The sequence below is a fragment of the Nocardia coubleae NBRC 108252 genome (assembly GCF_001612805.1).
GTDB lineage: Bacteria > Actinomycetota > Actinomycetes > Mycobacteriales > Mycobacteriaceae > Nocardia > Nocardia coubleae.
In genome coordinates this window covers 1,163,378-1,184,893 of sequence record NZ_BDBD01000011.1, presented here as the reverse complement: position 1 = coordinate 1,184,893, position 21,516 = coordinate 1,163,378, and the positions used below count along the sequence as shown (strand labels likewise).

At 66.5% G+C, this 21,516-nt stretch carries 18 protein-coding genes; 12 read left to right on the top strand and 6 right to left on the bottom strand.

The window, feature by feature from the left end; translation table 11 throughout:
• Positions 1-43: 43 nt before the first annotated feature.
• From gdhA to NCO8_RS14460, 3 genes are all read right to left on the bottom strand, one after another.
• On the bottom strand, positions 44-1,393 hold the full coding sequence (gene gdhA, locus NCO8_RS14470) for an NADP-specific glutamate dehydrogenase (RefSeq protein ID WP_067494176.1): 1,350 nt from the start codon (positions 1,391-1,393) through the stop codon (positions 44-46).
• Between the two features lie 129 nt (positions 1,394-1,522).
• On the bottom strand, positions 1,523-1,807 hold the full coding sequence (locus NCO8_RS14465) for a hypothetical protein (protein WP_157104912.1): 285 nt from the start codon (positions 1,805-1,807) through the stop codon (positions 1,523-1,525).
• 118 nt (positions 1,808-1,925) lie between these two features.
• Complete coding sequence (locus NCO8_RS14460) at positions 1,926-2,552, bottom strand: TetR/AcrR family transcriptional regulator (RefSeq protein WP_067639709.1); 627 nt, start codon at positions 2,550-2,552, stop codon at positions 1,926-1,928.
• 106 nt (positions 2,553-2,658) lie between these two features.
• Here NCO8_RS14460 and NCO8_RS14455 point away from each other — a divergent pair, with 106 nt between their 5' ends.
• Positions 2,659-4,581 (top strand): acyl-CoA dehydrogenase family protein, encoded by a 1,923-nt coding sequence (locus NCO8_RS14455; RefSeq protein ID WP_067639707.1) that lies wholly within the window; start codon positions 2,659-2,661, stop codon positions 4,579-4,581.
• Positions 4,582-4,598: 17 nt separating this feature from the next.
• Here NCO8_RS14455 and NCO8_RS14450 read toward each other — a convergent pair whose 3' ends face one another.
• Positions 4,599-6,101, bottom strand: coding sequence for an endoglycoceramidase I (locus tag NCO8_RS14450; protein ID WP_245655353.1), 1,503 nt, complete (start codon positions 6,099-6,101; stop codon positions 4,599-4,601).
• Between the two features lie 244 nt (positions 6,102-6,345).
• On the opposite strand from NCO8_RS14450, the gene NCO8_RS14445 reads away from it, so the two are divergent.
• From NCO8_RS14445 to NCO8_RS14435, 3 genes are all read left to right on the top strand, one after another.
• Complete coding sequence (locus tag NCO8_RS14445; protein WP_067639704.1) at positions 6,346-6,975, top strand: TetR/AcrR family transcriptional regulator; 630 nt, start codon at positions 6,346-6,348, stop codon at positions 6,973-6,975.
• 207 nt (positions 6,976-7,182) lie between these two features.
• Positions 7,183-7,893, top strand: a complete 711-nt coding sequence (locus tag NCO8_RS14440; protein ID WP_210740136.1) for an SDR family oxidoreductase — start codon at positions 7,183-7,185, stop codon at positions 7,891-7,893.
• Between the two features lie 74 nt (positions 7,894-7,967).
• Positions 7,968-8,588: a DUF1345 domain-containing protein gene (locus NCO8_RS14435; protein ID WP_167353286.1), complete on the top strand. Its 621-nt coding sequence runs from the start codon at positions 7,968-7,970 to the stop codon at positions 8,586-8,588.
• 7 nt (positions 8,589-8,595) lie between these two features.
• Here the strand turns inward: NCO8_RS14435 and NCO8_RS14430 are convergent, their stop codons facing one another.
• A complete protein-coding gene (locus tag NCO8_RS14430) occupies positions 8,596-10,497 on the bottom strand; it encodes a PHA/PHB synthase family protein (protein WP_084457080.1) in 1,902 nt (633 codons plus the stop codon).
• 161 nt (positions 10,498-10,658) lie between these two features.
• Here NCO8_RS14430 and NCO8_RS14425 point away from each other — a divergent pair, with 161 nt between their 5' ends.
• The 8 genes from NCO8_RS14425 to NCO8_RS14390 all read left to right on the top strand — a co-directional run bounded on the left by NCO8_RS14425 (position 10,659) and on the right by NCO8_RS14390 (position 18,932).
• Positions 10,659-11,870: a PucR family transcriptional regulator gene (locus NCO8_RS14425; RefSeq protein ID WP_210739978.1), complete on the top strand. Its 1,212-nt coding sequence runs from the start codon at positions 10,659-10,661 to the stop codon at positions 11,868-11,870.
• Between the two features lie 22 nt (positions 11,871-11,892).
• Entirely contained in the window at positions 11,893-12,705 is an 813-nt protein-coding gene (gene phaZ, locus NCO8_RS14420) for a poly(3-hydroxyalkanoate) depolymerase (RefSeq protein ID WP_067639694.1), read from the top strand.
• 161 nt (positions 12,706-12,866) lie between these two features.
• Positions 12,867-13,544 carry an MspA family porin gene (locus NCO8_RS14415; protein ID WP_067639693.1) on the top strand — a complete coding sequence of 226 codons (678 nt, stop codon included), beginning with the start codon at positions 12,867-12,869 and terminating at the stop codon, positions 13,542-13,544.
• Positions 13,545-13,615: 71 nt separating this feature from the next.
• Positions 13,616-14,281, top strand: a complete 666-nt coding sequence (locus NCO8_RS14410) for an MspA family porin (protein WP_067639691.1) — start codon at positions 13,616-13,618, stop codon at positions 14,279-14,281.
• A gap of 133 nt (positions 14,282-14,414) precedes the next feature.
• Positions 14,415-15,539: an acyl-CoA dehydrogenase family protein gene (locus tag NCO8_RS14405; protein ID WP_067640193.1), complete on the top strand. Its 1,125-nt coding sequence runs from the start codon at positions 14,415-14,417 to the stop codon at positions 15,537-15,539.
• An 88-nt stretch (positions 15,540-15,627) separates the two neighbouring features.
• Positions 15,628-16,800 (top strand): acyl-CoA dehydrogenase family protein, encoded by a 1,173-nt coding sequence (locus tag NCO8_RS14400; protein ID WP_067640191.1) that lies wholly within the window; start codon positions 15,628-15,630, stop codon positions 16,798-16,800.
• 22 nt (positions 16,801-16,822) lie between these two features.
• Positions 16,823-17,950, top strand: a complete 1,128-nt coding sequence (locus NCO8_RS14395) for an acyl-CoA dehydrogenase family protein (RefSeq protein ID WP_067639689.1) — start codon at positions 16,823-16,825, stop codon at positions 17,948-17,950.
• Positions 17,951-18,281: 331 nt separating this feature from the next.
• A complete protein-coding gene (locus NCO8_RS14390; protein ID WP_245655352.1) occupies positions 18,282-18,932 on the top strand; it encodes a TetR/AcrR family transcriptional regulator in 651 nt (216 codons plus the stop codon).
• Between the two features lie 27 nt (positions 18,933-18,959).
• On the opposite strand, the gene NCO8_RS14385 is transcribed toward NCO8_RS14390, so the two are convergent.
• Positions 18,960-21,317: an MMPL family transporter gene (locus NCO8_RS14385; RefSeq protein WP_084457074.1), complete on the bottom strand. Its 2,358-nt coding sequence runs from the start codon at positions 21,315-21,317 to the stop codon at positions 18,960-18,962.
• Positions 21,318-21,516: the final 199 nt, after the last annotated feature.

Sequence of the window (21,516 nt, the reverse complement as noted above, 5' to 3'; positions counted from 1 at the left end):
CCCCACAATTGGGGGCGGCGCGGTGTTCGCCGGGAGGTAGCGCTCAGATGACGCCGAGTGCCAGCATCGCGTCGGCGACCTGGATGAAGCCACCGATATTGGCGCCTGCTTGATAGTTGCCCGGTACGCCGTATTCGTCGGCGGTGGCCAGGCAGCGATCGTGGATGCCGCGCATGATCTCGGCCAGGCGCTCCTCGGTGTGCTCGAAGCTCCACGAGTCGCGCGAGGCGTTCTGCTGCATCTCGAGCGCGCTGGTCGCGACGCCGCCCGCGTTGGCCGCCTTGCCGGGCGCGAAGATCACCCCCGCCTCGTTGAACAACCGCACCGCCTCCGGCCTGCACGGCATATTGGCGCCCTCGGCGACGATCCGGCAGCCGTTCGCGACGAGTTTGCCCGCGGCGGCGCCGTCGAGTTCGTTCTGGGTCGCGCACGGCAGCGCGATATCGCAGGGCACCTCCCACAGCGAACCGCCCGCGACGAATCGTGCGGCACCGCCACGTTTTTCGGCGTAGTCGGCGATCCTGCCGCGCTGTACTTCTTTGATCTCCTTGAGCAGTTCGAGATCGATGCCCTGCTCGTCGACGACGTAACCGCTGGAATCGGAGCAGGCCACCACGATGCCGCCGAGCTGGTGGACCTTCTCGATCGCGTAGATCGCGACGTTGCCCGAACCCGACACCACCACCTTCTGGCCCTCCATGGATCGGCCAGCGGCGGAAAGGATTTCGTCGACGAAGAACACCGCTCCGTAGCCGGTGGCTTCCCGGCGCACCTGCGAACCACCCCAGGTCAGGCCCTTGCCGGTGAGTACCCCGGACTCGTATCGGTTGGTGATGCGCTTGTACTGGCCGAACAGGTAGCCGATTTCGCGGCCGCCCACTCCGGTGTCGCCGGCGGGGACGTCGGTGTGTTCACCGAGATGCCGGTAGAGCTCGGTCATGAACGCCTGACAGAACCGCATCACCTCGCCCTCCGAGCGGCCCTTCGGGTCGAAGTCCGAGCCGCCCTTACCGCCACCGATGGGAAGTCCGGTGAGCGAGTTCTTGAAGATCTGCTCGAATCCCAGGAACTTGACGATGCCCAGATAGACCGAGGGATGGAAGCGGAGTCCGCCCTTGTACGGGCCGAGCGCGGAATTGAACTCCACCCGGAAGCCACGATTGATCTGCACGGTGCCGGAATCGTCGACCCACGGCACCCGGAAGATGATCTGCCGTTCGGGCTCGCACAAGCGACGGATCACCGCGGCGTCCGCGTACTGCGGGTGTTTGGCGACGACGGGACCGAGACTGTCGAGAACCTCGTGTACCGCCTGGTGGAACTCGGATTCCCCGGGATTGCGGCGCAATACCTCGTCGTAGATGCCGCTCAGCTTCGCGTCCAGGACAGCCACCCGTGGACTCCTTGTCGTCGTCGTTGCCACCGTGGCCGGACGACATACGCGCACACGGCCATTTCCTCACAGGCTAGCCGGGTGGGTCGTGAGGTCCCGACCGCGCGTACGCCGCGCGGGCGGCGGCGGTCAACGGCGTCGGCGCGCACGGCTCCCGAAGAGGTTGCCCAGCCGCGACTTTCGGCCGTCCGTGCGTGAGCGCAGGGCGGCATCGGCGAGGTCGGCGAGATCCTCGGCGAGTGCCCGTGCCTCCGCGGTCACATCACGACGGGCTCCGTCGGCGACGCGGCCGATGCCGCGCCCGCGGACGGTGGCGGCCGCCCGGGCTTCCTGGGCGAACTCGGTGACCGTGCGCAGGTCCTTTCGCACCTGCTCGCGCCACGCACTGACCGAATCTGTGTAACGAGACCCCATGGTCCGCCCTGCCTGTCATATTTGAGTGAACAGTTGTGCACCGACAGGCTCAGGGTATCCGGTAACGCTGGTACCGGCAACCGGCGCGCCGGGGCTGGTGCGGGAGGGTTGAGCGGCCTTATGCGCTGCGCATCGCGCGGTACACCGCCGAGCCGACGAAGGCGCCGAGATCATCCGGATTCCACTCGTCCGGGTTGGTGAACAGGGTCCGGACCGCGCCTTCCGCCGCCGAGACCCACAACTCCACCAGCGCGGGGAGTTTGCGCTCGGCGTCCTCGACGCCCCAGGCGTGCAAGGTCGGGCGCAGCAGCGCCGTACAGCGGTCGACGGCCAGCCGCCGACCGCGACCGAAAGAACCGACGACCGCGGGATCGGGATTGCCGGAGATCAGCCGCCAGGCGTCGGGCCGTTCGGACGCCTTGTGCAGCAGAGTGCGGAACCCTTCCACGAAGACCGTCTCGTCGGCGTCGGTGGTGCGCGGCGGCAGCACGTCGAGCACGCCGGAGATCAAGAAGTTCTCCTCGCGCTGGATCAGTGCGTCGATCAGTTCGACCCGATCGGGGAAGCAGGCGTAGACCACCGGGCGGGTCACGTTCATGTAATCGGCGACCGCGCCCATCGTGACCGCCGCGACCCCATGGTCGGCGGCGATGGCCAACGCCGCGTCGAGCACCTGTGGTCTGCGCCGCTCGGGGCCGAGATGTGCGGCCCGCCCTCGCCGCTGCACTGCCGTCTCGCTACCCATGCGCACACAATAGCAACCCGGCCACTGTTCCTACATCACTGTATGAAAATGCTACAGTGCTGAATGAACCGTCCGACCGTGCCGGACGCCCGCAGGAGGAGCCGTGATGCCCCGAGATCTCTTCAACCCGAACACCGCCGACTTCGCGCAGTTCGACCCGGAGACGCGCAGGTTGCTGCGCGCGACGGTCGACTGGTTCGAGTCGCGGGGCAAGACCAGGCTGCTCGACGACGACCGGGCCCGCGTCTGGCCGTCGGAATTCCTCGATTTCGTGAAGAAGGAGCGCTTGTTCGCGACCTTCCTCACCCCGGCGGCCGAGGCGGGCGGTGACCCGAACAAGCGCTGGGACACCGCGCGCAACGCCATGTTGAGCCAGATCTTCGGCTTCTACGGCATGACCTACTGGTACATCTGGCAGGTCACCATCCTGGGTCTCGGGCCGATCTGGCAGAGCGACAACACCGTCGCCAAGCAGAAGGCGGCCGCGCAGCTCGAGGCCGGCGAGATCTTCGCGTTCGGCCTGTCGGAGAAGGAACACGGCGCCGACGTGTACTCCACCGACATGATCGTCGACCCCCAGCCCGACGGCGGATACACCGCGACCGGCGGCAAGTACTACATCGGCAACGGCAACCTGGCCTCGATGGTCTCGGTATTCGGCCGTCGCTCGGACAAGCCGATCATCGACAGCGCCGCGGCCATGCGGGGTAAACCGACGCAGGAGGATTACGAGGGGTATCTCTTCTTCGTCGCGGACTCCCAGCACGAGGCGTACAAGCTGCGCAAGAACGTCGTCAACAGCCAGATCTATGTCGCCGCGTTCGAGCTCGAGAACTATCCCGTCGCCGAGGAAGACATCCTGCACCGCGGGGAGGATGCCTTCCACGCGGCGATGAACACGGTCAACGTGGGCAAGTTCAACCTCGGCTTCGGCGCGATCGGCGCGTGCGAGCACTCCTTCTACGAGGCGATCGACCACGCCGAGAACCGGATTCTGTTCGGGCACCGAGTCACCGAGTTCCCGCAGGTCCGAGCCCTGATCACCGATTCCTACGCGCGGATCGCCGCGATGAAGCTCTACAGTGCTCGCGCGGTGGACTACATGCGTTCGGCCTCACCCGGGGACCGGCGCTACCTGCTGTTCAACGCCATCGAGAAGATGTCGGTGACCCGCCAGGGACAGCGCGTGATCGAGGACCTCGCCGATGTGATCGCCGCGCGCGGGTTCGAGAACGACATGTACTTCCCGGTCGCGATGACGGCCATGTTCGGGCTCCCGAGGCTGGAGGGCACCGTCCACGTCAACATGGCACTGTCGCTGAAGTTCATGGCCAACTACATGTTCCACCCGGCCGATGCCGGTCTGGCCGCGATGCGATCGCTGCCCGGTGTCGCGGTGGCGCCCACGGTCGCCACCCGCGCCGCCGCCGGTGCGCTGTCCTGGACGAGTCGCAAGCTCACTCCGCGTCTCGGCTCGATCGTGAAACCGCTCGGCGACGAATTGGCTTGCGCCGCTTACGAACCGGTACCGACACGGCACGACGCCGTCGACGACGAGTTCCTGTTCCGGCAGGGACCGAGCAGTGGCCTCGGCCGGATCCGCTTCGCCGACTGGCGTCCGGTCTTCGAGAGCTTCCGTGAGGTGCCGAATGTCGCGGTGTTCCTCGAGCAGGTCCTCGCGCTGCAGGCACTGCTCGCCGTCGCCGCTCCGACGCCGTCGCAGCAGCAAGACGTCGACTTCCTGTTCGCCTTCGGTGAGCTGTTCACGGCGGTGCCCTACGCGCAGCTGGTACTGGAGCAGGCGGTGATCGAGGGCACCGACCCCGCGGTCATCGACCAGATCTTCGACGGCTTCGTCCGCGGCTTCTCCACGAACGCCCTTGCCCTGCAGAACAAGCCGACCGCCACCGCGGTCCAGCAACGCCGGGCACTCGACCTGGTGCGCCGCCCCGCCTTCGACAAGGCCCGCTTCGAGCGTGTGCTCGGCAAGGCGCGCGGACTGGCCGGGACCTACGAGATGAAGGCCTGACCCGGCACGCGTCGACTTCAGCCCGCCGAACCGGTGAACGGCCAGGGGATACCCGAGCCGGTGCCGGATCCGGTCGACAGGTCGGCGCCGTCGGAGCCCGGGCGATGGATGCGGACGGTGACGGGGGCCGTGCCGTCGGCCTCCACGGTGACGACACGAGCACCTGTCGGTGAGGTGACACGACCCTTGGTGACCTCGACCTCGTACCCATCCGGATAGGCCAGGTCGGAGACATAGATCTCGGTGGGCGCCGATGCGGCTCGTGGGCGGAACCGGTACGCGAAATCACCGTTGCCGGAGTCGTAGATCAGGGCTTCGGGCGTCCCCGCGGTGGCACGTGGGTAGGTGCGCACCAGTTCGCGGCCCAGGTCACCGCGGAACGGATCGCCGTCACCGGCGCTGTAATGCCAGTAGTGCCAGCCGACGAACCGTTCGTCGGCGCGAATCGTGGTGTTGCGCAACACCGTCGGGTCGCCGTCACCGAATTCGGTGATCATGGTCGGGATATCGGTGCGAGCGGTGAACGAATCGATGTTGGACCAGGTCTTGTCCTGCTGCACCGGGCACACCGCGCGCAGGTCCTCCGGCAGGTCGAGGTAGATGGCGAGCTGGCTCGGGACGCAGTAGTCGTGCGGGGCGAACACGATGTCGGAGCTGGTGATCGGCGGATTCTTGCCGAGGTGACTCGGCATCGTCTCGTTCCACGTGACATTGGGCTCCCAGAACACCGGCACCGTGGCATTGCGGGCCCGGACGGCATCGGTCAGTCGCTGCAGGGCGCGTTGATAGGTGGCGTCGAAGCTGGGGCAGCCGTCGGGAAAACAGGTGAGAAACGGTGTGCCCGGCCAGGGTTCGTTGAGCAGCTCGATGCCGAGCACGCCCGCGCGGCCGTTCATCCGTTCGGCCAGCGCGCCGAGCGCGGTAGCCAGGTGGTCGAGGACGCCGTGGGTGTTGTTCCACACTTCGTCCCAGCCGAGGTTCATGCTCGGCATGAGGAAGTACAGCGGAAAACGGGGGTTGGGTTCGTCGGCGTGCGGCCGAGCCCGGATGGACCAGGCGGGAAAACCGTTGCCGCCCCATACGTTCGACAGTCCGTCCTGGTGATTGTCGAGCAGGGTGTAGATGCCGTGCGCGGCCAAGGTGTCCACGACGTCTTCGACGCGATCGAGGTAGGCGGTGTCGATCACGCCCTCGGTCGGCATCAAGCCCTCGAACGACACCCCGAGGCGAACCGTGTTGAACCCGTGCCGGGCGAGCACCGCCGCGGACTCGTCGGTGAGGGTGAAATTGTCGCCGGGCATCAGGAAGGGTGCGCGCTTGTCGACATTGTTGACTCCGTGCAGCAGCACGGTGCGGCCGAATCCGTCGACCAGCTCGGCGCCCTCGGCACGCAGCGGTGTCAGCTCCGAACCGGGTTGCGCCGCGACCGGAGCGCTCCCGGCCACGCCGATTCCGGCGACCAGCGCGATCGTTGTCATCCACCGCACGGCGCGTCCACCGCGTCTTGCTGTTTCGATCATCCGCGTCCCTCAGACTCCCGCAGTTGGTCGCACGCCCATTTGAACGTGTGACCAGTTCTGTTGGCGAGTGAACATAGCGGGTGACTATCGGAGTGGTCAAGGTAACACCTGTGAAAGAGCTTGAAGCAGAGTCGATCTCAGGTGGGACGGAGTCCTGTGGATGCGCACAGGACGGTTTCGAGGCGGCATGGCCGGCCGATCAGATAGGTGCGGACCGGTCGGGCAGGGGTTACGATCTGGAATCGTGTTCGATAAATCGCCGGCGCGCAAAGCGTCCGCTCGACCGGCCCCGGTGCAGCGCCGCGGAGTCGAGCGGGTACAGGCCATCCTCGAGGCGGCTGAAACGCTGCTGCGGGAGCAGGGATACGAGGCCGCCACGTTGAAGGCGATCAGTGAACGGACCGGCATCCCACTGGCCTCGATGTACCACTACTTCGCTGATCGCAACCACGTGGATGTCGAGCTGGTGCGCCGGCACGCGGAGCGATTGGACAGCCGGATCGCCGACGCGCTCGAGCATGCGGCCCCGGGGAGCCTGAGCCAGGCCGTCGGCGGAATCGTCGACATTCTGGTCGGGTACTGCCGGGAGTTCCCCGACTTCGTCGAACTCTGGTACTTCGGGCGCTCCCCGGCGATCGGCGAGGTGGCCAAGGCCTTCGACGCGGAACTCGCCGAGCGGTTCTGGCGCTACCTGATCGACCGGAACCTCCTCGACGGCGATACTCCCCAGCTCGCCGTCGAGCTCGCTTTCGAAGCCGGTAGCCGACTGTTCGACGTGGCATTCCGTCGGTCGGCGGGGGGCGACGAGCCGACCATCGCCGAGTTGAAGCGACTGGTCACGGCATACCTCGGCACCTACGCGCCGCAGGACTGACCACGGCGGCCGCAGGTCTGAGATCGGCCTTACCGCCGGTTGACAGTGCAGCGACTCGCTCCTAAACTCGAATTAGATTCGACTTCGATAACGCAGCGAAGTGGGATCACCGCGATGCAGGCTCCTGCTCGGTGCAACGGCGCACCGGGAAGGCCGACGATGTCCGTTGAGGGCCTGCCCGCACAGTCGCCCGACGAGCAGACAGTGATGGGGGCCGAGGTGAGCCGATTCGATTTCTCCGGCCGGACGGCCGTCATCACCGGTGGCATGCGGGGGGCCGCTTCGGCTGCGGCACAGGCGATTTCCCGAGCAGGCGGCAATGTCGTACTGGCCTTACCCGGTCGGGACGCCGCGAACGCGGCCGCGGCCGCAGTCGGAGGCAACGCCGTCGGCGTGGCCGTCGGTGCCGTCGACCAGGAAGCAGCGCAACGATGTGTGGAATCGGCGATCGACCGTTTCGGTAGCGTCGACATCCTGGTCAACACGTCGGGCACCGACCATGCCCGCGGCCGGCTCGTCGATCAGGACTACCTGAGATTCACCAAAACCCTCGGCGTGAACCTGTGGGCGCCGATCCTGTGGACCTCACTCGTGGCGCGCGCGTGGATGAGCGAGCACGGCGGCGTAGTGATCAACACGGTCGGTGGGGCGGACTCCGGCCTGTACAGCGCGGCACATGCCGCACTGATCCACGTCACCGGACAATTGGCGGCCGAGCTCTCACCGGCCGTACGGGTCAACGCCATCGCGCTCGGCGGTGGACTCGCCGGGGCGACCACCACACCGCCACCGTCCGGCGAGCCGGACGACCCCGGCGAAATCATCGCCCACCTCGCCTCGGACGCGCAGCGATGGGTGACGGGCGAGACCTTGGTCGTCGACAGAGGCGCGTCGACCGGCCTCGTCCGCGCACTCTGAACATACGATGCGGCAGGGCGGGTCGGCACTGCCACGCACGGCCTCCCTCCAGCCGGAGTGAAGGAGTCGTCTCTGTGCACAGCCCGAGGGTGATCGCGAGCCGGGTCCTCGAGGCGGGCCTGGTGGTGCTCGGCGTTGCCGCGCTGTGGGCCGGTGAGCCGCGCGGATGGTTGCTCGGCTGGGGGCTTCTCGCCGCCGTGTACATCGGTGCGTGGCTGGTTCTGTTGCTGCGGAACCGCCACGCCGACGACCCCGCCGAGTGGATGGACGCGATCCCCGACAGCTGGACGGCACTCGTCTTGACAGTGGTCACGAGCACCGTCGGTTTGGCCACGGTGCTCTCGATCGTCGCAGGCGACGCGGGCGACGACCACGCGGTGCCCACCGACATCATCGCTGTCGTTGTGGCCCTGCTGGCCTGGTTCCTGCTGCACCTCGGTTTCGCCGAACAGTACGCCCGCACCTACCACCGGCGGCTCCCGGAACAACCTCTGTCGTTCCCCGACACCCCGCGCCCGAATCTGCTGGACTTCGCCTATTTCTCCTTCACCATCGGTGTCTCGTTCGCGGTCTCCGACGTCAACACCCGAACCCGTTCCATCCGGGCGCAAGTGCTGCTCCACTCGGTGATCGGGTTCTTCTACAACGTCGCGGTGATCGGCGTCGCGGTCGACGTGGTGAAAGGTGGATGGTGAACCGGGGTCAGTCGGACAAGACGTAAGTGCCGGGCGCGACGCCGAGCGGCCGGAACTCGGCGCTGCCGAGCATGGCCGAGGCAGGTTTGTCCGGCCCGGAACGGTCGCCGAGCCACGCGGCGTAGTCGGGCCACCACGACCCCTGCACGGTCGCCGCCGCGCCGCGCCAGTCCGCGGGATCGAGCGAGGTGTCCTCGGACACCTGGTAATTGGACTTGCGGTTGCCGGGCGGGTTGACCAGCGCGGCGATATGACCGTTGGTCGACAGGACGAAACGCACCTTGCCGCCGAGCAGTTGGGCACTGCGGTAGCAGTTGGCCCAGGGACAGATGTGGTCCGCCGAGCCGGCCACGACATAGGAGTCGACGGTGATCTTGTTCAGTTCGATGGGGGTGCCGAGCACCGTGACCGCGCCCGCGGTGGCCAGCTTGTTGTGCAGTGCGGCTTCGATGAAGTCACGATGCAGCGCGGCGGGCATCCGGGTGGTGTCGGCGTTCCAGAACAGGATGTCGAACTTGGGTGGGGTCTTCCCTTGCAGATAGTTGTTGACCCAGTAGTTCCAGACCAGATCGGACGGTCGCAACCAGGCGAAGACTTCGGCGAGAGCGCGGCCGTCCAGGTATCCCATGTGCTGCGACCGGGCGATCGCGGCACGAGCGACACCTTCGTCGATGAGTGAGCCCACCATGCCTCCCCGGTGCTGGTCGATCATGGTGACCAGCAGATTGAGGCTGGCGAGTTTGCCGAGACCGCCGGTCCGCGCGCGGTGCGCGGCCGCCATGCAGGCGATCAGGCCACCCGAGCAGGCCGCCATCGTGTGCACGGATCCGGCACCCGCGATCCGGTCGACCACACCGAACGCCTCGATCACGGCTTCGGCATAGGCGTCGATACCCCAATCACGATGGCGTTCATCGGGGTTGCGCCACGAGATCATGAACACCTGCTGGCCTTGTCGGACGAGGTACTCGACCAGGCTGCGGCCGGGCGCCAGATCGAGGACGTAGTACTTGTTGATGGTCGGCGGAACGATCAGCAGCGGCACCGCACGCACGGTCTCGGTCTGCGGCAGATACTGGATCAGCTCGAACATCTCTGTCCGGTACACGACCGCGCCGGGGGTGATACCGAGATCGACACCCACCCGGAACGCGTCCGGCTCGACCATCGCGGGGATCCGGGGTGAGCCGGCGAAGTCCCGCAGGAGATTGCGCGGCCCCGAGACCGCGTTGGCGCCTTTGGTGGCGAAGAACGTCTTCCACGCGACGGGGCTGATCAGTGGATTGTTGCTCGGGGCGGCGGCTTCGAGGATGTTCGAGAGGACGAACTTCATCCGCTGGGCATCGCGCCACTCCAGCGGCGCGTCCTCGAGGAGCCCCTCGGCCAGTTCGTCCGCGGCCAGGTAGGCCTGCACGACGCGCTTCAGTAGCGGGTTCTGCGACCACTCCGGGTCACTGAAGCGCCGGTCCTTCGGCTGCGGTGCGAGCTGCGATGTGCCCATGACGATCCGGCCGAGTTCGTCGACGAGTGCCCCGACCCTGCGCTTGACCCGGTCGGGGCGTTTGGCCAGCGCATCGAGGAACCGAACCCCCGAGTCGCCGGGCAGCCACCGGTTCACGGGCCGCAGTGCGGCCTCGCTCAGCAGCTGATCGAGAGGCGCGACGAACTCCGGGGTTTCACTCGTCGTCCGGCGCTCAGGCGAATCGACGGCCGCGTGTTCGGCGTTTTCCTTGGGTTTCGTACCGGAATTGATGATGGCGTCTCCACTCCTGTCGGCCGCGCGGGCACAGTCCGCGCAGCGGGTGTCTGGTCGCTCCGCGTCGATCTGCTTGCCAGATCTGGTGCGGTGGTCGACGACCGAGAGGAGGGTCTTGTCGCTATCCGGTGGCGAACGCACGATGACCCGCATCTCAGTGCGGCCACCGTGCCGAACGCGTGCTCACAGATTCGCGCATCGGGCCGGTCCAGCCAATGTCGGCGCCGACACCAGATCCGGCGCGACTGTGTCGGCACGCACACTCTGCTCTGCCGGATGCGATGTGCCTCGCGGCCCGTGGATACCCTGTCGAGGTGCCTACTTCGAGTCTCGCTCAGCCGGTGGCCGAACTCGCCGCCGACCTGCTCGAGCAGATCGATACGCTGGCCGACCAGCTGCTCGTCCGGATTCTCGAGCAGATCGAGATCTATCGCACGGCGGGCATCGTCGACCGGGACGAATTGCGAGCCTCGCTGATAGCCAATATGAATCAGATCCTCGAACGGTTGAGTGGTGAACGCGGGGTCGACCTCTCGGCTCCGCGCGACATCGGTCGCGCCCGGGCCTCACAGGACATGCCGCTGCCGGAGGTGTTGCGCGCCTATCGCCTCGGCTTCGCGTTCGTGTGGGAGCGATTGCTGGCCGCCGCCCGCGTCTCGGGGCGCAAGTCGGTGGACGCGCTGCTCGATACCGCCACGGCGATCTGGGAGCTGGCCGACGACTTCTCCCTCGCGCTGACCGAGTCGTACCGGCAGGCGATGAGCGAACGCATGATCGAGGCGGACCGCAGGCGATCCGGCATCATCTCGGCGATCCTCGACGGACCGGCTTCCGGTTCGCTCAGTGCCTGGGAGGTCGCGAAGCTTCTCGACTTGCCTTACGAGGGAACCTTTCTCGTGGTCGTCGCGGAGGTGACCGGCGCGCATTCCGCGGCCCTGCCGCAGCTCGAGGACCGCCTCCGGCGGCTCGATGTGGGGTCGGCGTGGCGATCCCAGCCGCAACACGAGATCGGCGTGCTCTCACTGGGCAACAGCCGTGACCCGCAGGTGGTGCTCGCCGAGGTCGCGCAGGTGGCCCTCGGACGTGTCGGAGTGAGTCCGGTGTTCCACCGCCTCGACGGGGCCGCCCGGGCATTGCGGCTGGCCCAGGTCGCCCTCGAAACGCTGTCGCCCGGCACCAAGGGCATCCGCGGGCTCGACGACGAGCCGCATATCGATCTCCTCGTGCGCGACCGGGAGACGACGCGGCGATTCGTGGTGCGCGTGTTGCACGGTGTGCTCGCCCTGCCCGACTACGACCGCACGACGCTGCTGGCCACCGCGACCGCGTGGATCGACGCGCGTGGCTCGGCGGCCAATGCGGGCCGGGAACTCTACTGCCATCCCAATACGGTTCGGCAACGTATCCGCCGCCTCGAGGAACGCCTCGGCGGCTCGCTCGACGACCCGCGGGTGCTGAGCGATCTCACCATCGCGCTGCAGGCGATCCGCACGTTCCCGGAGCTCGGCAACCGACTCGACTCCTGAGTCCCAACCTGAAGGAGGTCGCGTGGCCGAGGTCGAGACCGTTCGGGAAGTGCGGATCAACGGGCGACGATGGCGTGTCGCGGTGCGCGCGGGGCAGGGGCGCCCAGTGCTCATGTGCAACGGCATCGGGGCGAGGCTCGAGCTGCTCGAGCCCTTCCTCGATCGACTCGACCCGGCGATCCCGGTGATCCGGTTCGATGTGCCCGGTATCGGCGGTTCCGAAATGCCGCGCCTGCCTTACAATTTCGCGACTCTGGCCTGCGCGCTCGGCGATGTCCTCGACGAACTCGGCTACCCGGAGACCGACGTGCTCGGCATCTCGTGGGGTGGTGGTCTCGCGCAGCAATTCGCCTTGCAGAACCCCCGGCGATGCCGGCGCCTGGTGCTCGTCGCCACGGCGACCGGCATGCTGATGATTCCGGCGCATCCCCGGGTGCTGAGCAAGATGATCACCCCGCGCCGGTACCGCGATCGCGCCTACGCGGCCGCGATCGCCGCGACGATCTACGGGGGCCGCCTGCGTGCGGAACCCGCGCTCGCCCAGGAGATCCTGCATCACCATGCGGGTCGCGCTCCCGGTCCGGGTTACGCGCTGCAGCTGCTCGCGGGCGCCGGCTGGACCAGCCTGCCGTTCCTGCCGCTGATCCGCCAGCCCACGCTGATCCTCGCCGGCGACGACGACCCCATCGTGCCGGTGATCAACGCGAAAATCATGCACCGGCTGATGCCCGACTCGGCCCTGCACATCTACCCCGACGGCCATCTCGGGCTCGTCACCCGCGCCGACGACCTCGGACCGCGCGTCGCCGAGTTCCTCCGCCCCGAACCCGAGTAGATACGACCCGGATAATTTTCACAACAACTGTTGTGTGAACGCATAGTTCTCACTACAGTGATGCACGCCACCTCGACACGGAAAGCGGTCGACGGTATTTCCGGCAGCCCCATTTCTGAAATGGCTGGCGGTCCAGCACGTGCAAAGGAGATTTGATCATCATGATTTCTCGTTGGACTCGGGTCCGAACCGGTCGCTGTGCCGCAGTCGCCGGACTGTCCGGAATCGGTGTGGTAGCCATCGGTGTGCTGATGCCGACCGCGGCGACCGCGGATACGTTCGTGCCGCTGCCGGACGGGTCGAAGGCGGGCCCGGGGGTGACGCTGACCCGCACCGGCGAACACGCGATCGTCTCGCCTTCCATGGCGGCCAATGGTGCTGGACGGGTGGTCTGGGTCTCGGGTAACGCGATCGCCGATGTCACCGCGACACCGGAGGGTGAAGTAGGTCCGACAAATGGTCCCGCCGGTATTCCGGGTAGCAACAATTCCTCCACGCACGGCGCATCGCAGCTGAACACGGGGTATCTGGTCGGTTGCCAGGTGAGCATCGCCGACGACGCGATCGGTGCCGGGGTGTCCGGTGGCATCTCCACCGGTGGGGTGAGCGCGGGCGGCTCGATCGGGGTGAATCTCGGTCCGGGTGAGGTGAAATTCGTCCAGATCGATTACAAGGACATTCTGCGGCCGGGCCGATACTCGGTGGAATATCAGGACGCCGAGATCGAGATACAAGGCTGTGCGGGGTACGCCCAGGCCCGCGCCTACACGGTGGTCGAGATCATCGGTGACCACTATTCGAAGACAACTCTTTACGGTGCGCCGTTCAGCATCGGCTGAACCCCGTTTCTCGCCTCCGACTACCTGTCTTTCTTTCGCGTCCGCGAAACCGAATCCGAAGGTGTACCCCCATGTTCAACCGAAAGAATCTCGCGCGCACCAGCTTCGGTGCTGTCGCCGCCCTGGCGCTCGGCCTGCTCGCCACTACGCCCGCCGGTGCCGACACATTCGTGCCGCTCCCGGGCGGTGAGATGGTCAAGACCCTCTCCGACGGCACCGTGGTCACGGTCCGGCTCGTCGGCGAATCCGCCAACATCAATCCATCGCTCGGGTCGACCCCGGCGCACCGTAACGCCTGGGTTTCGGGCACTGCCCAGGTGGAACTCGCGGGTGCGGGTGCGGGCACCTACGGGCTCATCATTCCCGGTTACACCGTTGGCTGCCAGGTCAATATCGCTGGTGGTGGTGCAGGCGGCGGCGTCGAAGGCGCCTCGGACTGGGAGGGTAACGCGAGTCTCGGTGCCAGTACCAGCGGCGAGTTGTCGCTCGGGCCGGGGCAGGCGAAGTCCTTCTACATCCTCGACCGGGAAAAGGCCGACGACTTCGGCAACGAGTCGCACAAGGTCTACAACGAATTCACCGGGGACGCAGGCTCGGTCGCCTGGGCCGATCAGACCATCGGCCTGACCGGCTGTGGCGGCTACGCCCAGGCCAGAGCCTTCGTCAGCGTCGAAATCGTCACCGACAGCGTCACCAGCTGGGTGACGCTGTGGGGACAGCCCTTCAGTCTCGGCTGACCCGGCCCCCGGCTTGACGGCTGTCGAATCGCTGTAGCACCATGAGGTGAACAAGCGCTTAGTTACCAGGAGGCTCGACGTGACCACCGTGTCTGCGCGCAGTACGCCGCTCGGGCTGTTCGGCATCGACGAGATGCTCGACGATGACGAGCGCGACATCCAGACGACCGTGCGCGAGTTCGCCCGCGAACACCTCCGGCCGACAATCGCCCACAGCTTCGAATCGGCCACTCTGCCCCGCGAGATCGCCCGCGAATTCGGCAGATTGGGTCTGCTCGGCATGCACCTGGACGGTTACGGGTGTGCGGGAACCAATGCGGTGAGCTACGGTCTCGCCTGTCTCGAACTCGAAGCGGCCGACAGCGGATTCCGCAGTTTTGTCTCCGTGCAGGGATCACTGTCGATGTTCTCGATCCATCGCTACGGCTCCGAAGAACAGAAGAACGAATGGTTGCCCCGTCTGGCCGCAGGCGAGGCGATCGGTTGCTTCGGGCTCACCGAACCTGATTTCGGCTCGAACCCGGCGGGCATGCGGACCCGGGCGCGGCGCGACGGCACAGATTGGATTCTCACCGGAACCAAGATGTGGATCACCAATGGCGGCTCTGCCGATATCGCCACGGTGTGGGCGCAGACCGACGACGGCGTGCGCGGCTTCCTCGTACCCCGCGGCACACCCGGTTTCGAGACCCGCGACATCGCGAACAAGCTCTCCTTGCGTGCTTCGATCACCTCGGAACTGATCCTCGACGAGGTCCGCCTGCCCGCGTCGGCCCAGCTGCCGCAAGCGAATTCGCTTGGCGCACCGCTGTCGTGCCTGAACGAAGCCCGTTTCGGCATCGTGTTCGGTGCGCTCGGCGCCGCCCGCGACAGCCTGGAGACCGCCCTCGAATACGCGCGAACTCGTGAGGTGTTCGATCGCTCGCTGGCGAGCTTCCAGCTGACTCAGGCAAAGCTGGCCGACATGACACTCGAACTCGGCAAGGGAATGCTGCTCGCCCTGCGCCTGGGCAGGCTCAAGGACGCCGGGCAGTTGCGGCCCGAACAGATCAGCCTCGGCAAACTCAACAATGTCCGCGAGGCCATCGGGATAGCCAGGGAATGCCGGACGATCCTCGGCGCCAGCGGAATAACCCTCGAGTACTCGCCCCTTCGGCACGCGAACAATCTGGAATCGGTGTTGACCTACGAGGGCACAAGCGAGATGCATCAGCTTTCCATCGGCAAGGCGCTCACCGGTATCGGTGCCTTCCGTTGATCGTTTCTCCCGCAAGAAATCTGGAGGTAGACATGACGCAGTTCACGATCGCTTCGCCGGGTGCCGGCGAGGGAAGCCGGTGCGCGCGATGAAATTGGCTTTGACCGCCGACGAGACCGCCTTTCGCGACAAACTGCGGGAGTTCTTCCGGACGGAGATTCCCGCGGAGATTCGCGAGAAGGTGCGGCAGGGGGAGGAGCTGACCAAAGCGGAGGTCGTGGCCTGCCAGCAGACGCTCAACGCGCACGGGCTGGCGGTGCCGAACTGGCCGGTGGAGTGGGGTGGTCAGCAGTGGTCGGCGACGCAACGCCACATCTGGCACGACGAGATGCAGCTGGCCTCGGTTCCCGAACCGCTGACCTTCAACGTGAACATGGTCGGTCCGGTGATCGCCACCTTCGGTTCCCAGGAACTCAAGCAGCGATTCCTGCCGTCGACGGCGAATCTCGACATCTGGTGGTGCCAGGGCTTTTCTGAGCCGGAGGCCGGATCCGACCTCGCCTCGCTGCGCACCACCGCGGTGCGTGACGGTGACAGTTATGTCGTCAACGGCCAGAAGACCTGGACGACGATGGGCCAGTGGGCGGACTGGATCTTCTGCCTGGTCCGCACCGACCCGAACGCGAAGAAGCAGGCGGGCATCTCGTTCCTGCTCATCGAGTTGACCTCGCCCGGCATCACGGTCCGGCCGATCGAGTTGATCGACGGCGGCTTCGAGGTCAACGAGGTGTTCTTCGACAATGTGCGGGTGCCCGCCGACCAGCTCGTCGGCGAAGAGAACCAGGGCTGGACCTACGCCAAGTTCCTGCTCGGCAACGAGCGCACCGGCATCACCGCGGTGGGGCGGACGAAGGTGGCCCTCGCGCTGGCCAAGGAACGTGCCGCGCAGACGAAGACGGCGGGCGGCACGCTGCTGGCGGATCCGTTGTTCGCCGCACGGCTGGCGGAGCTCGAAAACCAGCTGCTGGCACTGGAATTGACGCTCCTGCGGGTGGTGTCGGGTTCTGCCGACGGTAAGCCGAACCCGGCGTCGTCGGTGTTGAAGCTGCGCGGCACCGAGTTGCAGCAGGCGGCGACGGAGCTGCTGGTGGATATCGCCGGGCCGGACTCGCTCCCGTTCGACGCGGGCGCGCAGATCGCTAGTCCGCAATGGGCGCAGCGCAGCACCGCCACCTACCTCAACTACCGCAAGACGTCCATCTACGGAGGGTCCAACGAGGTGCAGCGCAGCATCATCGCCTCGACCATCCTTGGTCTCTGAACACAGATTGTGAGTCGATCCCATGGATTTCGCTCTCGACGACGAGCAGCAACTGCTGCGTGACACCACCCGCGAACTGCTCGCTCGCAGCTACGACCCGGAGAAGCGGGCCGAGGTGATCGGCTCCGAACTCGGCTGGAGCCGGGACGTGTGGGCCAAGCTGGCCGAGATCGGCCTGCTCGGGCTCGCTTTCGCCGAAGACGACGGCGGTATGGGCGCGGGCCCGGTCGAAACCATGGCCGTCATGGTCGAACTCGGCCGCAGGCTCGCCCCGGAACCAATCCTCGACAGCGTGCTGGTGCCGGGCGGCCTGATCGCCGAAGTGGGCACCGCCGTGCAGCGCAAACAGGTGCTGACCCAGGTCGCCGAAGGTGCCCTGCTGCTGGCCTTCGCGCACACCGAACCCGGCATCCGGTGGCCGTCGACCGAGGTCACCACGACCGCCGCCGAACACGACGGTGGATGGACGATCAACGGGCGCAAGAACCCGGTGCTTCGAGGCGACTGCGCCGACAAGCTCGTGGTGAGCGCGGCCCTGCCCGACGGGGGCACCGGCCTGTTCCTGGTGGACGCCGCGGCTGAGGGGGTGGCGAGGCGGTCGTACCGGACACATGACGGTGGTCGCGCCGCCGACATCGAATTCGCCGGTGCCCCAGCCGAACTGCTCGGTGACACCACCGACGCGACCCCGGCTGTCGAACGGGGCATCGTTCGGGCGCAGGCCGCGTTGTGCGCGGAGGCGCTCGGTGCGATGGAGGAGTCGCTGCGGCTCACCACCGAATACCTGAAGACGCGCAAGCAGTTCGGGGTGACATTGTCGAAGTTCCAGACGCTCACCCAGCGTGCCGCCGACATGTACGTCTCCCTCGAGGAAGCGCGCAGCATGGTGCTGTACGCGACGGCCTGTCTGGCCGAAGGGCGTATCGACCCGATCGTGGCCTCCCGCGCCAAATTGCAGATCGGCCGCTCCGCCAAGCACATCGGGCAGGAGTCCATCCAGATGCACGGTGGTATCGGCATGACCGCCGAATACCCCGTCGGTCACTACTTCGCCCGGCTCACCGTGATCGACCAGATCTTCGGTGCCGCCGATGACCATCTGCGGCTGCTCAGCGGCCAGGTCGCCGACTACACCCTGGTCGAGCTCTAGACGTAGTGCCTGTGCGACGCCGGCGGGCCGTAGGTTCGACTCGCCGGCGCGGGGCAGGGACGAGGTCGGTCCGACGGCTCAGCGTCGGGGGGAGTCGTCGGTCACCAGGCGGTAGACGACGTAGCAGGCGAACCAGATGATCGCGATGGTGCAGGTGATGAGGAGGACTTCGACCGCTGCGACCATTTCACCGGTTCCTTCGTGAGGTTTGGTAGAACTCGAATCTAGTTCGAGTATGCGGCGGCGCATCGGGGCTGTCAAACGCGCGCACCGACGCGGCATACCTTTACCTGACGGTCGTTATGTGAAATGCCTGTGCGAAACTGTTGGCGTGGCGCAGAAACAGAAGCAGGGCGTGGGGGAGCTGGGCGAAGTCGGCGGGGCGGTGGCGACCGCGCAACGCGGCAGGCCGGCGGGCGATCACGCGGCCAAGCGCGCGGAGCTGCTCGACGCGGCGGCCTCCGTGATCGCGGCCGAAGGCTATGTCAAGGCGTCGATGCGACGCGTCGCCGAGCACGCCGGGTACACCACCGGTGCGGTCACCTACTACTTCGCCAACAAAGAGGACATGGTTCTCGCGCTGGTGCTGAGCCGATTCGATCGCTACGACGCGATGGTCGAGGCGATCCGCGACACGACCGACGTCCGCGAGCTGCTGGCGCAATGGTTCCAGCTGGGCAAGGACGTGAAGTTCTGGCCGTTGATGCCGGAGCTGCTCACCTCGGTGCGGTCGGAACCGCGCATCGCCGAGGTCATCGTCACGCGCTACGCGAAGTTCCGCGCCGACTACGCCGCGGTGCTGGCCGCCGCGCAGGAGCGCGGCGCGATCCGTGACGACATTCCGGCGGACGTCCTGTCCGACCAGCTCAGTGCCATGGGCGACGGTTGGGCATTGATGTATCCGGTGGAGCCGCAGCGTTTCACCCCCGCTCATGCGAAGGATCTGATCGACGCCACCCTGACCCTCATCGCACCGCGATAGAACCCGCCTTCCGCACCGGCCGTTCCGCTACCTCGGCGGCCGGTCGGTGATCCGGCCCAGTCGATGGGTCGGGGCTTCGGCTTCGATCTCGGCGACGGTGCGCGGGCGGCGGGGTGTGCGTGCCAACTTGCTGTCGGGCACCGCGGCCATCCGCATGGTCGGCGGGTCGGTGACCGGTGTCGTCCGCACCAGGTCGACCATCGCGTCCCGGTCGGGTCGTTCGTCGGCGAGGCTCGGTTCGGACAGCCCGACCTTTTCCTGGATTCGCTTGGCCCACTTGGGCGCCCACCAGCAGTCGTCGCCGAGCAGTTTCATGATGGCGGGGACGAGCAGCATGCGAAGGATGGTCGCGTCGATGAACAGCGCCGCGATCATGCCGTAGGCGATGTACTGCATCATCACCAGATCGGAGAACGCGAACGCGCCCGTGACGACGAGCAGGATCAGCGCGGCCGCGGTGATGATGCGGCCCGTCTGCGCGGTGCCGGTGCGGATGGCTTCGGTGGTGGACGCGCCATGGGCGCGTGCCTCGACCATGCGCGAGATCAGGAAGACCTCGTAATCGGTCGACAAGCCGTAGATCACCGCGATGATCAGCATGAGCACCGGTGCGCTGATCGGCTGTGGCGTGAAGTTCAGTACCCCGGCGCCGTGACCGTCGATGAAGATCCAGGTCAGGATGCCGAGTGTGGAACCGAGCCCGAGGGCGTTCATCAGCGCCGCCTTGATCGGCAGCACCAGTGAACCGAAGGTGAGGAACATCAGCAGCGTGGTGACGAGCAGGACCAGCCCGATCATCAGCGGCATCCGGTCGAGCAGGCTGTCGATGCTGTCGGCCATGATCGCGGGCTGCCCCGCGACGTACATGTCCACTCCGTCCGGTACGTCGATGGCGCGCAGGTAGTCGATCGTCGGCTCGGCGTTGCCGGTGGGGTCGACCAGGGTGGCCGAGGTGCGGTATACCGCCGGATCGTTGGAGCCGGTGTTGCTCGGCACGCCGAACTGGCCGACGAGCCCGGGCGCCTGGTTGGCCTGCTTCCATACCGCGCCGATGGCGTTGGTGTTCTCGCCGACGAAGACCAGCTGGATCGGGTCGGTCTTCTTCAGTGGGAACACCTCGTAGAAGTGTTCGAGGGCGAGCCGGGTGCTGTTGTCGGGCGGGAGATATTTCTCGTTGATGCCGCCGAAGGCGAGGTTCTTGATCGGGATGATCAGCAACAGCAGCCCGACGACGACCGCCACCGCCACCTTCAAGGGGTGTCGCATCACCCAGCGGGGGAGCCTGCCCCAGAAGCCGTTCTCGATCTCCTCGGCGGATTTGGTCTTGCGGAAGCGTTTGATGCCGAGCATGTCCACCCGTGGCCCGAGCACGGCCAGCATCGCGGGCAGGATCGTCACCGCGGTCAGGGCGGCGAGTGACACCGTCGCGATGGTGCCGTAGGCGACCGAGCGGAGAAAGCCCTGGGGGAACAGCAGGATGCCGCCGAGGCTGGCGACGATCATCGTCGCCGAGGAGACGACGGTGCGTCCGGCCGTCATCACCGTGCGCCGGACTGCCGCGCGCGTGTCGTAACCGGCGGCGAGCTCTTCCCGGAACCGGCTGACGATGAACAAGGCGAAGTCGATGGCCAGGCCGAGGCCGATCATCGACACCACGGCGGAGACGAACGAGTTGACGTCGGTGAAGTTCGTGATCGCCATGACGATGCCGTTGGCGCCGAAGATGGTGAGCCCACCGATGATCAGCGGCAGCGCGGCGGCGACGACGCCACCGAAGATGAAGAACAGGAGCACCGCCACAGCGGGAATGGCCAGCAGTTCCATCCGGTGGACATCGGTGGCGATGGTGTCGTTGAGGGTGCCGCCGATGGCCTGCAGCCCCGAGACCTCCACGTCCACACCGTCGATGTGGAAGGCGTCGCTCACCGCCCGGTAACTCCGCAGCAGATCGGTGTCGTTGTCGCCGACGAGCGCGACCGAGGCGAACGCGTGCCGCTTGTCGGCCGACCCGAACACCGACGGCACCGCGGGCGCGTCGCCCACCCGCCAGTAGGCGCCGTTGATCTTGTCGATCTCGTCGGGGTGCTCGGCCAGTGCCTTGTTCAGACCCGCGACGACCGTGCCGCTGAACTCCGGATCGTCGATCGTCCTACCGTCGGGAGCGTTGTAGAGCACGATGACGTCGGCGGTATGGTCGCGCCCGAATGCCTGGTCGGCGATCCGCGAGCCCTGCGAGGATTCCGAACCCGGGTCGTCCCACCCGCTCGAGGTGAGATGGTCGGACAATCCGAGCCCGTACCCACCGAGCCCGAGCAGCGCGGCACCGACGATCGCGATGACGGCGAAGCGAAATCGATGGACAAGGTCGCCCCAACGGTTGAACACAAACGACTCCTTTGTCTGCTGCGTCACCGACCTTCCCAGGCAAACCTGAGGATCGCCTGACAGGCGCGGGTGTAGCCGCTATCCGGCAGTGTGAGTCCCGGCACGGCACCGGCCGGATTATTTACACAACGAGCGTTGTGAAAAAGGACGGATCTCGATAGGTTGCTTGTATCTGCTGTCCTTCGCAAAGGAGATGCTC